Here is a 13011-nt window from a genome sequence, read left to right on the forward strand (position 1 = left end):
AAGCGCAAAATTTTTTTGATGACATAGTGCTGTTTATACTGAGTACTTCATCACCTCAGCAAAACGCGCCATAAAATTATCAAACGCAGCATTATCTGGGTAATCAAATTGATATTTATTATGGAAATAAATCGTTAAAGAGGTTCGGCCGTCACTAAGAATAATTGTGTAGCCATCAAAGCCTGTTTGCGCATTTAAGCCACATAGTTCATAGCTAGAGTTGTCGCCATCTGCAGCGGCCAGCTTTTGCCCCATGTCGGTTATCTTATTAAATACTTTTAGCGCTTCATATATATCAATGGCATTTTTCATCACTACATCCTTACAAAGAAAACCTGTTCACTAAACACCTAATAGACAAAGCAATCAATACGAATGCGCGCTTAAGGTGGCTCAAAACAATCAGTGTAAAATAATGCAGTAACAAGACTGTGAGTTAGTCCTGAGAAAGACAAATTTTATATGAAGATGGTGTATCAAATTGAATCAGTGTGTGAATGCCGTGCTGCACCGCTTTTAATTTATATAAAACGGTGCAGGTCACTATTTTCCCGCACCGTTATCCTAACAAAACCAAAAATCTACGGTTTTAGACAAGACGTTAAAGCTCTTCACCTAAAATGTGCTGATAAATATTAATAATTTCGCTGACCTTGTTATTGGCTTTATCTGCATCGATTTCGCCTTTAGCGCGCTGAAGAGTCAGGCGATGACTTTCATCCCGTAGCCAACAGTAGGTTTGAGTCAGGTATTGAGCAGTCATCACAGGTAAAATCTCAAGCTCGGCTAATAGCTGAAAAATGCGCACATTATCAGACCATATGGACAACTCTTTATTTTTGTTAGCGTAGGCTAACACTAAATACTGGGCCATAAACTCAATATCGGCAATGCCACCCGCACTCTGTTTTAAATCGAACTTACCGTTTGATGCTTTCAATAAATGCTGGCGCATTTTAATGCGCATATCGCGAACTTGTTTCGCAAGTTCAGGAAGCTGGCGCTGATGCGATAGCACCTCTGTGCGAATTTCACTAAAACGTGCCGCTAAGCGATGATCGCCATAAACAAAACGTGAGCGCACCAAAGCTTGATGCTCCCATGTCCAGGCCTCATCTCGCTGGTATTCGCGATACTGTTCAATCTCGCTAACCAATAAGCCTGAAGCGCCAGAAGGTCTTAAGCGCATATCCACTTCATAGAGCTCACCTGAGGTGGTTCGGGTAGCAAATAAATGCACAATGCGCTGCGCAAGTTTTAAATAAAAATGGCCATTATCAATCGGTCTTTTACCATCTGTAGCGCCTGCGCCTTGATGGTTATGTAAAAAAACCAGATCTAAGTCAGAGCCATATCCCAGCTCAATGCCACCTAATTTTCCATAACCAATAATAGCAAAGCCCATTTTCTCAGAGCTTGTACCTGCAGGTATGCCGTGCCTTGAGGAAATTTGATGCCAGGCTTGTAATACCACTTGCTCAATGATGGCTTCTGCAAGGTAGCTTAAGTGATCGCTCACCTCCATCACAGGTAGCACGCCAGTAATATCAGCGGCGGCAATTTTTAACTGTTGTGACAGCTTAAACTGGCGCAACGCTTCCATCTGTTGTTCCATGTCATCTTCTGGAACGCGCAATAGGTACTGCCTTAACTCACTTGGGTAGTCATCCAGCGGGGTGGTATCGTAAAGCTGAGCCGGATCGATGAGTTCATCCAGTAACATCGGAAAATTCGCTAACTCTTCGGCAATCCAGGGGCTAGCACAACAAAGGCTAATGAGCTGCTGACGGGCGCCGGGGTTCTCACACAATAATTCAAGATAAGTGGTACGGGTTAAAATTTTATCTAACACCCCTGATACCGCTTTTAATGCCACGCTCGGGACTGGTTGCTCTAATAATTCATCCAACAATTTAGGCATTAATTTTTCAAGAGTTTCACGTCCCCTGGGGCCTATTGAGCGTTTTAATACATTGCTGCGCCAGTCATCTAAGCTTGGCCATAAACTATCATCTTCAACATCATGCTCTTCAAGTAACGCTAAGGCATTTTCCTGATCATGAATTTGCCATAACTGGCAAGTCCAATGCTCGCTTGAGTCCTGTTCATCTTCGCCACCGACAGTATCTTTAAAGTGGCGATGAATGTTGCCCATGGCATTGGCAATTTTTTCCCGCAAGCTGTGCTCATCGCTCTCGCCCATGGCATAGCATAGTCGCTGCCAATCAGTGGCATTATCGGGCAATGTTTGGGTTTGCTTATCATCAAGGGCTTGAAGTAGGTTTTCAACTCGGCGCAGTAAAATGTAGCTGTGTTTTAGCTCATCAACGGCCAAGTACTCTAACTGACCTAAGTTATATAAGGTATCAATTGCGCCAAACAAACTTTGCTGTCGCAGTGAAGGTTCTCGTCCGCCACGTATCAGCTGAAAACTTTGCACCACGAATTCAACTTCGCGGATCCCGCCAGCTCCCAGCTTTATGTTGTCTGTGAGCTGTCTGCGTCTAACTTCTTGTGCAATAAGTCGTTTCATTTTCCGTAGCGAATCAATGGCTGAAAAATCGATATAGCGACGATAAATAAAAGGCCTTAATAAGTCATGTAAGTCATCACTATATTGCGTCCAAGGCCCGAGTACTCGCGCCTTAACCATGGCGTAACGCTCCCAATCACGACCTTGCTCTTGATAGTAATCTTCAAGACCACTGAAACTGACCACTAACGGGCCACTTTCACCGTATGGACGCAGGCGCATATCGACCCGAAACACAAAGCCATCAACGGTGATTTGATCTAATAAACTGATCAGTCGTTGACCCATTTTGATAAAAAATTGCTGGTTAGCTTGAGCGCGGCGACCACCGATGGTTTCACCATGTTCAGGAAAGGTAAAAATCAAATCGATATCAGAGGAAAAGTTCAGTTCTCGACCACCAAGCTTACCCATACCGAGAATAAGTAACGGCTGTGGATTGCCCTCTTCATCTGTTGGGGTGCCGATTTGCTGACACATTTTAGTGTAGAGCCAATCGCGAGCACCTATCACCAACGCTTCAGCTAAGTTAGATAAATCCAGTAGTGAATCTTCAACATCGCAATAATTTAAAAAGTCTCGCCAAGCGATACGTACCATTTGGAAGTTTCGAAATTGACGTAGCTGTTTTTTAACCTGCTCTTCTGAGCTTGATGAGGCTAAATTAGTGTGTAATTCACCAGTAAAAGACTGTCTATCGAGCTGAGTTAACTGACCATCGAATAGCAATTCAATCCACTGGGGATTACGGCACAATTGCTCGGCAATATAATCACTCAAACCTAACACTAACTTTAATTCAGCTTGTTGTGACAGGGTTAGTTTTTCAGTGATTTCAGGCCATGTTTCACAAAGCCTTAACCAGTAACGTGCTGCAATTTCATTAAGCTCTGCAGACAAGACGTTGTTACTTTGGTTGTGCATGTTTATCCGATCCCTTTGGCAAATTACTAAGACTTACACATTTCAATTCGACATATTATGTCAAGGTGTGTTATACAATAAAATCAACGATCGCATAAATAGCTAGTCGATATTGTACCTTCGATTAAGACTACTATATCCTTTACAACAGTAATACCGAACCATGTAAATATTTAGTCAGTTTTAAGCATATAATTATGCGACTTGATACTATATTTATATATGTATTTTATACTATTTGGAGAACACATGGCTGGCATGCTTCCTCGTGTCCTTGCAGTATTTTCAGCGCTGATCTTGTGCATAACATTATCAGGTTGTGGTGATGACAGACCTGAAAAAATTACGCAATATCAGCAGCTGTCACAGCAGCGATTGACTCAACTCGATTCAATGCTAAACGCAGGTGAGCTTCGTAATGCCACCTTACTGACACAATATACCAGCTTACTTAAAAACAGTAAGCCTGATCTGGTGCCGCTACTTGATGAACTGGCGCGTGATGCGACCTCAAGTGGCCCTATGTACCAATCACTAAAACGCAGAACCAGTGAACTGGCCGATTCTGCCAACTTCGTTGATTTAGATCAGCAGCTCGAAGAAGCGCAAAATATTTATCAAGCAGCTGATTCAAGTTTGTTTAATGACATGCTTTCCGATCCCGTTAATGTGGTGGCTGATTTATCAGGTGGACAGCTGGCAAGGGTTAACGCCATCAGCCGTGAAGCCGAAGCAATGGCCAACGGTAGCGAAGATTTTGGTGCAGGAAGCCAGCTAGTGGGTAACCCCGCTTATGGTAGCTGGCAAACTAATTCAAGCGGCATGTCATTTTGGGCCTGGTATGGCATGTATTCGATGTTCTCTAACATCATGAATCCTGTACGCTATGACCGCTGGTCAAACAATCGTGGTTACAGCTACTACAATGATGTCGGTCGCTACCGTTATACGTCTCCTAAACAGGCGAGCGCGCAAAATCGTACATTTGAGAACACCAAGAAAACCTTTAATTCTCAAGGTAAGCAATTTAATAGCCCGTATGCGAAATCACGTACAGGCTCAACCAGCTTATCAAGACAAAGTACTGCAACACCTAAAGCCAGTACTGCCGGAACCAAAACAGCACGTAGCACAAGTAAGTTCCGTTCAAATTATTCCAAAGACAGCAGTTTCCGTAATTCAACTAGCCGCACCACACGCGGTGTACGCCGAGGCAAATAAGGACTAACCATGACATTTTTAAATGACTTCGGACTCACCCTAGATTTAGCGATAATTTTAGCGATTGATCTGACCATCGCGGTGATCTTACTGGCGCTAATGCGCTACTTACAAGGCTGGAGCGTGAGAGTAAACAGCCGCGCTGAACTCGCAGAGCGTGATAACTTTGCTTTTGGGGTTAGTACTGCGGGTGCCGTTCTGGCATTAGGGATTGTACTTTCAGGGGCGATTACAGGTGAAGCTGCTGATTCGTATATTGTTGAAGCCATTGGCATGACAGCTTACGGCTTATTTGGCTTACTTTTAATCAAGTTTGGTCGAGTACTACACGACAAAATTGCCTTAAATGAAATCGATAAAAACAGCCAAATTATCAATGGTAATATGTCGGTTGCCATCGTTGATGCCGCCGCTGCTGTTGCCACAGCAATTATCATTCGATCGGTATTAATGTGGGCAGAAGATATTACCTTAGATACTTTCATTGCTATCTTTACCGCCTTCTTAATCTCGCAATTAATGTTAGTGTTATTAACTCGCTTTCGTGAGCACCAATACGCTAAACGTAATCAAGATGCCTCAATGCAAAAAGCACTAGAGCAAGGCCAAATAGCCGTTGCGATTCGTCACAGTGGTTACATGATTGCCATGGCATTTACCTTTAAAGCGGCCAGTCACTTTATTATCTATGATCCAACTGCTTACTTAATGAATATCGTCGGCTGGTTAACCTTCTCGATAATCATGCTGGTAGTGTTGTCGCTATTACTTGCTGTGGTTAAAAAGCTAGTCTTAGCTCAAATCAACCTTACTGACGAAGTTGAGAAACAACACAACGTCGGTGTGGCTGCAGTTGAACTAGCAATTAGTGTTGCTGTTGCACTCATTTTAGCGGCGTTAATGGCATAAATAGATGAATAATACTTTGCTTGAACAGAGCCAGGAGGGCTGCGACAAGCAAAATAGTCCTTCTCAAACAGGCACCTTGCCTCCAGCGAATAAACGCAGCCTTGCTTGGTTTGATGATGCCCTATTGTTGGGCATTATGGCCTTACTGGCAGGCTGTGGTCTTATTTACGAATACCTACTTTCCCACTATGCAGGCCGCATTCTCGGCGCCTTAGAAGCTGCTATTTACACCATGATAGGCATTATGATTGTGTCTATGGGCATTGGCGCCTTTGCCGCTCGTAAAATTCGCTGTGCCTTCACCGGCTTTGCGATGCTTGAACTTATTGTGGCATTTTGTGGATCATTAGCGATTTTAATTACCGCCGCCGTGATTGGATTTGGCCAGCAATTACCGTTAATTATTGCCAACACCTTAGGCCTGCCACCAGATCATTTACCTGACGGCGGTTTTATTGGCGTATTACAAAATCTTAGTGAATATTTACCCTATATCTGGGGGGTTATTCTAGGTTTGATGATCGGCATGGAGATCCCGCTGATTGCCCGCGTACGTCAATCCTTATCTGAAGAGCACTTGCTGCACAATGCCGGCACCATTTATGGCGCTGATTATGTCGGTGCGGGTGCTGGCGCGGCTATTTGGGTACTGTTCATGCTGTCGTTAGATATTCAGCTCGCAGCAGCGCTCACCGCCAGTGTTAACTTGTTAGCAGGCTTTGTGTTTATTTGGCGCTTTTGGCAGCAAATCTGCTGGGCTAAACTGATCCTCGCAGGACATTTTATCGCCACAGGAGTATTAGTGCTACTGGCACTGCACGGCCCCAGTTGGGAGCAAAATTTCAATAACCTGCTATATAAAGACAAAGTGGTGTATTCAGAAGCTACCCGTTTTCAGCAGTTAACCTTTACCGAGCGGCTGCGAGGCAAAGGTCAAGCACCAGTGTATTCGCTATACATTAATGGTCGATTACAGTTCTCCAGTATTGATGAGCACATCTACCACAGCTTTTTAGTTCACCCGACACTTGCAGCCAGTGCAAGGCAGGATAATGTGCTAATTATTGGCGGCGGAGATGGCTTAGGGCTTAAGCAAGTTTTCAAATGGGATCCAAAATCGGTCACCTTAATGGATTTAGATGAACAGCTCGTCGACTTGTTTAGAGAGCCCCATGAGAACATGCCAGAGCGTGTTAGCAATGCCATGTTAGCCCTTAATGGCGATGCACTAAATGATCCTCGCGTTAAGCTTATTTATGATGACGCCTTTAATGGCATTGATAAACTGATTGCTGACAATCAAAAATTTGATGCCATTATTGTGGATTTGCCAGATCCGAGTCACCCTGATTTAAATAAGCTTTATTCTGATTTATTTTATCGAAAACTGGTCGAGCTATTGAGCGCTGATGGGGCAATGACGGTACAATCGACTTCGCCTTATCATGCCCAAAATGCCTTTATTTCTGTAGGAAAAACCATTGAATCGGCAGGGTTTTCGGTCGAGCAATACCATCATAACGTGCCAAGCTTTGGTGAATGGGGCTGGTCTATCGCCACCTTATCAGGACAAAATGCCAAGCAACGTCTAGCCCATAACGAGACGTTGCCCATTAATGAGCAATGGCTGACTCCTGGGCTTATACATGGCGCATTTGAGTTTCCTGGCACATTTTATAATGATGCTGACACTATCAAAGTGAATAGAATTGGCTCATTACAGCTATACCATTACCACTTAGCATCTTGGTCTGACAACCAAGGGATGAATCTTTTTTAACCAACTCAAAAATAGTCTTGACATAATATGTCTAAGTGCTATCTTTGAAACCTAAGACATAATATGTCAATAAGGACGAATATGAATATCCATAAGATTGCTAACCATTTGACAGAACTTGGCGACCTTAGCCATACCGGTTTGAAGTTTGATTGTTTTCCAATTGATGGTGATGTTGAAGTATTACAAGTCAACGTTGCTGGCCGTGAAGAATTACCGGTATTTGTATCGGTAACTGACAATCAAATCTTATGTATCAGTTATTTATGGGATGAGAGCGAAGTAAAAACTGAAACTCGTACCCAAATGTTTGAAACTATGCTTGAACTAAACATTCCAATGCCTTTGTCATCTTTTGCAAAAATTGATGATAAATATGTGGTTTACGGGGCGTTATCAGTCACCTCAAGCATGGAAGAGATCGAGCAGGAATTATCAGTATTGTCTGATAACTGTTTAGAAGTCATCGACGAACTTGTCGAATTTTTGAAGTAAGGAGCCATATCATGGGCATTTTAAATAAAATTTTAACGGCATTTCGTGGCGGCGCAAATGAAGTCGGCCAAACTATTGTTGATGCAAACTCTACTCGTATTTTTGAACAAGAAATTCGTGACGCAGAAAAGCATTTAACTAAAGCAAAACGTGAGTTAACTGACGTTATGGCGAAAGAAATGCAAGCAAGCCGTGAAATCGATCGCCTGAAACGCAGCATCACTGAGCACGAAGGTTATGCAACTCAAGCACTTGAAAAAGATAACGAAGCGTTAGCTATTGAAGTTGCTGAAAAAATCGCTCAGTTAGATCAAGAGCTAGCAGAACACGAAACAGCGAACAGCAGCTATTCTGCACATGCTTTACGCTTAAAAGAATTAGTGAAGAAAACCGAGCGTCAATTAACTGATTATCAACGTCAGCTAAGCATGGTTAAAACCACTGAAAGCGTACAAAAAGCCACCGCGACTATTACTGATTCATTTGCATCAAGTAACTCAAAGTTAATGAATGCAAAAGATTCACTAGAGCGTATTAAAGCTCGCCAGCAACAGTTTGATGATCGCCTACAAGCATCAGAAACCTTAGCTGAAGAGAATAGCGACAAGTCTTTACACGCTAAGCTAGCAGAAGCAGGAATTGGTGAGCAAAAGTCTAGTGCTAATGCTGTTTTAGAGCGTCTTAAAGCGAAAAAAGGTTAATTGACTATGGGATTTCTGCGTGGCCTATTTGGCAAGAAAGAAGCCCCTAAACGTCAGCTTGACCATGTGAACAAGCTACTCAAGGGAGATATGATCTCCCTTGATGATAGTTTTGCCTTACCTGAGCAACTACGTGGGCAGCAACTTAAAGTTGAAGCGATTCATACTTATGAATATGAACGTTCACAACAATGTGAGTGGTTACTTCGCGGTCACAGTGGCACCGCTATTTTCATGTCTTACATTGAAGAAGATGAAGCTTACTTAAGTTTCTCTGTCAAAGTAAATCGCTCTATCGTTGAGCAAATTTTTGATCTCGATGAATTCTCACAGTTATTTGAAGAGCCCGGTAATGCTGAGCTCAAAACACTACCGCTTTCAAATGAATTAGACAGTGAATACGCACGCTGGTTAAGTGATGCTTATCATCAAGTTGAATTTGCCACTTTTGGTTATTTCCATCGTCAAGATTACCGTGGTCAAAAGCCACCTCAAGATGATAGTAATCAACAACGAGGCGATGGCTTTGAAAGCTACTCATTAGTTGATAGCGATGAAAGCCACGCTGTGGATGTCGAAGTTTATGAAGGTGGCGATACTGAAGTCATGTTGACGCTATATCGTCCATTAACGGATATTCGCGAGTTTTGGCCGGCAAGCTAAGTTAAAGCGGTTTTAGGGAGTTAAACCAACCATGAGTAAAGGTAAATCGTTACCAGAAACCTGGATAAAAAATCAGCAAGCGGCCAAGGCAACCCAAGTCGCGTTTGATTTAGATGAAAAGTTTCAGTACCAGATCCGAAAAGCCGCCCTTGATGCAGGGGTCAGCCCTTCAGATCAAATTCGCTCAATACTTGGTTTAAGCGTCACTAAGCGCCCAAAAAGGCCCAGATTAACCGTATCGTTAAGCCAAGATGATTACGTCTTACTAGCCCAGCGATACGGGTTAAATTCAGATGCACAACTTGAAATTAAAAAGCGCGTTTTAGATGATTTAGTGCAATTTGTAGACGAATAGCTGATGTTTGGATTTTAAAAAACACGCCTTGTTTAAGGCGTGTTTTTTTTGGCTGCAATTAAGGTTTACGCCATACCCCATGATTGGTAGCATCACTGCACTGCTTTTGCAAAACGGATTTGTATCGATGATAGATAAAAAACGCTGGTCATTAAAAACCTTAAATGGTCCCAGCCCTTTCGAACTGGCGATGATGGTGTTATCGCTTTTTTCAGTCTTTATTGTGATTATGCTGACTTTCAGCAAAATAGATCCTGAAACCAGACGGGTATTATTGTTTATTGATACCAGTATCTGCCTCTTGTTTATGTCGCGCTTTTTTTATGAACTTTTTAAAGCCCCAAGTAAGAAGTTTTATTTAAAACATCACTGGATTGATTTTGTTGCCAGCATCCCTGCAATTGAAGCACTGCGTATCGCCCGTGTTTTCCAAATATTACGGGTGATCAGATTAATTCGTGCCACACGCACACTAATCATTCCGCTATTAAGACAAAGCAAACAAACCACCTTAGCCGGGTTATTAGTGGCAATGGTGTTTATTTTGGGCGCAGCTTCCGTGCTAATTTTATTAGTTGAAACTGGGGTTGAAGGCGCCAACATTCAAACTGCCGAGCAAGCCATTTGGTGGGCATTAGTGACCATATCAACCGTGGGTTATGGTGATTTTTATCCAGTTAGCACAATTGGCCATATCATTGGCGCGATTGTAATTATTAGTGGCGTGAGTTTTTTTGGGGTGATTTCTGGTTACATGGCATCGGTTTTTGTCGCGCCAGACAGCAATGAACGTGAAGAGCGTGAAGAAACTAATAAACAGGATATCAAATCTGCTTTAGAGCAAGCATTGGAGCGTATGGAGCAAAACCAGCAACAAATGGAAAAAAACCAGCGTCAAATGCTTGATGAAATAGCCATTTTAAAACAGCAGCTTATAGACAAGAATTAACCAGTACTCACCACATTCGGATTATTTCATCTATAAAAAAATAAGGCCTATCAACTGATAGGCCTTATGTTTAAATGTTTAGCTTACCAGTATGGCTGGTTTTTTAAGGCACTTTTACGAGAATGCTCCATGGCAAACAGCAAACTAGCCTCTTTATCTTCAAGCCAACGGCCAATATCCACGTCGGTCTCTGCAGTCAGTTTAGCCAACAATTGATAACAACCTAAGGTTTGAATACCTAAGGCTAAATCTTGCCAAGGCGCTCTGAATGCTTCGCGGTCTTCTGCTTGATACAATTCACCATAAGCAAACCCCACCAAGATACTTTCATCTAAGCAATGGGCCACTTTTTGATAATCAAGGCTATCCATTGCCGCGCTCATTGGCATTACATCTACAATCCGCTGCCATGAATCTTGTTGTAAACGATTAGCAAACACACCCAATTCAGGATAATCCACTAAGCGGTGGGAACCATTGGCAGTTTTTAATAATAAATCCACTAATTCAAGCTGTAATTGACCGTATTCAGGTTTAAGCCAAAAAGCCTCGAGATTATTATCAGCAACAAGCTTAGCCGCACTGGCTTTAGCTAATGCCTTTAGCGGCGCTTTATTAATGGATTTACCGAATAAGTTTTGACGCTCATCAATAATTAAACTGAGGCTTTGCAGCGGCTCAATAAATTGTAGTTGTTGCTCTAACGTGTCGAAGTAACTGAGCACTTGTGAATTCAATAATCCAAATTGGCTTAGAGTCAGTCGCAACAATCGAATACAAGCCCGCAGTTGCATCCATAATTGTGCTTGCTGAGAAATTTCATCACTATCAAGCAAGATTGATTCAATGATCTGCCAGCGTTCGATGCCCGACTCTAATAATACTTCCAAGGTTTTTGATAAACTTTTATCGCTGAGTAAGCGAATATAATCGATGCTCTTTAATGATTGCGCTTGTGAGTGACCTGAAAGTAAATAGCCGCGCTGGGCTTTACTCGCTTTACCTAATCTCACCGGAACATGACGAGCAACGTCAATAGCCAACTGCAATAGCGCTGACGTGTCACCAGCTAACAGTTCAAACTCCACTTCACAAATGGGATCGGCTTTGCCGTTAGCCAGGACATTACCGGTATCAAATGCAATCTCAACTAAACTATCGCCAATATAAACATGCCATGATTGACGGCAAAAATTAGTTTCAAAAATACAGCTGATTTCAGCTTGCAGCTCACTAACCAGCATTTCTTGCGGCCAAATGGTGTCAGGAAATAATGCCAGTTCGGGGAAATCTTGCTCAATAGCCACATTATATTCGGGCCGAGAGTGAATACCGCCAATAACTTTGCCCGCAGTTTTAATGGTTTGCTCGGTATACTTTTCAGTTTGGCGTACCCTAAGCCCCATCAAATGTTGTCTTAATTGTAATTGAGGTGTATCAAAGTATTTGTTTGATAACTGACAAGTTTCTTGAGGGGTAGCGCCGTCCAATTCATTCAGTAATTTTACCAATAAATCATGGTATTGTGGCTGTATAAACAGCTTAAGTTCTATCTCAGAGTCCATTGACTTCTTTTTCACCTTGTCATTAAATCTTCATTAATGCGTCATAATTAGTTCATAATGTCACATTAGTGTAATAAAAATCCCTTAGGATAGCGTTACTCAGTTCTATATACTGACTAATATCAACTGTAGATTAAATTAAAAACACAGTTTCATTATGTGGACGCTTGAGGTAACATGCGCCCGCTTTTCCAAAATTGGAATCATTAAATAGGTTAACCGCAATGCCAGTAAACTCTATTTTAGGAGTGTTTGCAAAATCACCCCTTAAGCCCTTAGAACAGCATATCGACAAAGTTCATGAATGTGCAGTACTACTTGTACCATTCTTTGACGCAACGACCTCAGGTGACTGGGATGAAGCGGTCAAAGTCCGTAAGCAAATAAGCTTACTTGAAAATGAGGCAGATACGCTAAAGCGTGAGATCCGCCTTACCCTTCCTAGTGGGTTGTTTATGCCAGTAGAGCGTACTGACTTGCTTGAGTTATTAACTCAACAAGACAAAATCGCTAACAAGGCAAAAGACATCTCCGGCCGTATTATTGGTCGCCAATTAGTTTTCCCTCAACAAGTGCAAGCACCGTTTAAAGCTTACCTCAAACGTTGTTTAGATGCTGTCTCTCTTGCTAAGCAAGCAATTAACGAACTCGATGACCTTCTCGAAACAGGTTTTAGAGGACGTGAAGTCGAATTAGTCGCCAAAATGATCAATGAATTAGATCGTATTGAAGCTGATTCAGATGATTTGCAAATCCAAGTACGTCGCTTACTACTAAGCTTGGAAGCAGATTTGAATCCTATCGATGTCATGTTTATGTACAAGATTATCGAATGGGTTGGAGGCTTGGCAGATTTAGCCGAGCGTGTAGGCTCTCGCCTAGAGCTAATGTTAGCTCGCAGTTCATAACTAAAAAG

General features: G+C 42.3%; 12 protein-coding genes. 9 read left to right on the top strand and 3 right to left on the bottom strand.

Annotated elements, in window-relative coordinates; all coding sequences use genetic code 11:
* Positions 1-33: 33 nt before the first annotated feature.
* Entirely contained in the window at positions 34-312 is a 279-nt protein-coding gene (locus Q4546_RS16410; protein WP_102438547.1) for a DUF3081 family protein, read from the bottom strand.
* Positions 313-601: 289 nt separating this feature from the next.
* On the bottom strand, positions 602-3457 hold the full coding sequence (gene glnE, locus Q4546_RS16415) for a bifunctional [glutamate--ammonia ligase]-adenylyl-L-tyrosine phosphorylase/[glutamate--ammonia-ligase] adenylyltransferase (protein ID WP_303446628.1): 2856 nt from the start codon (positions 3455-3457) through the stop codon (positions 602-604).
* A 249-nt stretch (positions 3458-3706) separates the two neighbouring features.
* Between glnE and Q4546_RS16420 the strand changes: the two genes are divergently transcribed.
* From Q4546_RS16420 to Q4546_RS16455, 8 genes are all read left to right on the top strand, one after another.
* Positions 3707-4678, top strand: coding sequence for a hypothetical protein (locus Q4546_RS16420; RefSeq protein WP_102438551.1), 972 nt, complete (start codon positions 3707-3709; stop codon positions 4676-4678).
* 9 nt (positions 4679-4687) lie between these two features.
* Positions 4688-5587, top strand: coding sequence for a DUF350 domain-containing protein (locus Q4546_RS16425; protein ID WP_102438553.1), 900 nt, complete (start codon positions 4688-4690; stop codon positions 5585-5587).
* A 4-nt stretch (positions 5588-5591) separates the two neighbouring features.
* The gene (locus Q4546_RS16430) at positions 5592-7367 is read left to right on the top strand and encodes a polyamine aminopropyltransferase (RefSeq protein ID WP_303446629.1); all 1776 of its coding nucleotides are present in this window, start codon (positions 5592-5594) and stop codon (positions 7365-7367) included.
* Between the two features lie 81 nt (positions 7368-7448).
* Positions 7449-7862 (top strand): YjfI family protein, encoded by a 414-nt coding sequence (locus Q4546_RS16435; RefSeq protein WP_076539733.1) that lies wholly within the window; start codon positions 7449-7451, stop codon positions 7860-7862.
* 11 nt (positions 7863-7873) lie between these two features.
* Positions 7874-8563: a PspA/IM30 family protein gene (locus Q4546_RS16440; RefSeq protein ID WP_076539734.1), complete on the top strand. Its 690-nt coding sequence runs from the start codon at positions 7874-7876 to the stop codon at positions 8561-8563.
* A gap of 6 nt (positions 8564-8569) precedes the next feature.
* Positions 8570-9226, top strand: a complete 657-nt coding sequence (locus tag Q4546_RS16445; RefSeq protein ID WP_102438557.1) for a hypothetical protein — start codon at positions 8570-8572, stop codon at positions 9224-9226.
* 31 nt (positions 9227-9257) lie between these two features.
* On the top strand, positions 9258-9581 hold the full coding sequence (locus Q4546_RS16450) for a hypothetical protein (protein WP_102438559.1): 324 nt from the start codon (positions 9258-9260) through the stop codon (positions 9579-9581).
* A 127-nt stretch (positions 9582-9708) separates the two neighbouring features.
* Positions 9709-10530, top strand: coding sequence for an ion transporter (locus Q4546_RS16455; RefSeq protein ID WP_102438590.1), 822 nt, complete (start codon positions 9709-9711; stop codon positions 10528-10530).
* An 83-nt stretch (positions 10531-10613) separates the two neighbouring features.
* On the opposite strand, the gene Q4546_RS16460 is transcribed toward Q4546_RS16455, so the two are convergent.
* Positions 10614-12095, bottom strand: a complete 1482-nt coding sequence (locus tag Q4546_RS16460; protein WP_303446630.1) for an inorganic triphosphatase — start codon at positions 12093-12095, stop codon at positions 10614-10616.
* A gap of 224 nt (positions 12096-12319) precedes the next feature.
* Between Q4546_RS16460 and Q4546_RS16465 the strand changes: the two genes are divergently transcribed.
* Positions 12320-13003 (top strand): TIGR00153 family protein, encoded by a 684-nt coding sequence (locus Q4546_RS16465; RefSeq protein WP_102438563.1) that lies wholly within the window; start codon positions 12320-12322, stop codon positions 13001-13003.
* Positions 13004-13011: the final 8 nt, after the last annotated feature.

The organism is Shewanella sp. 4_MG-2023, from assembly GCF_030548015.1.
GTDB lineage: Bacteria > Pseudomonadota > Gammaproteobacteria > Enterobacterales > Shewanellaceae > Shewanella.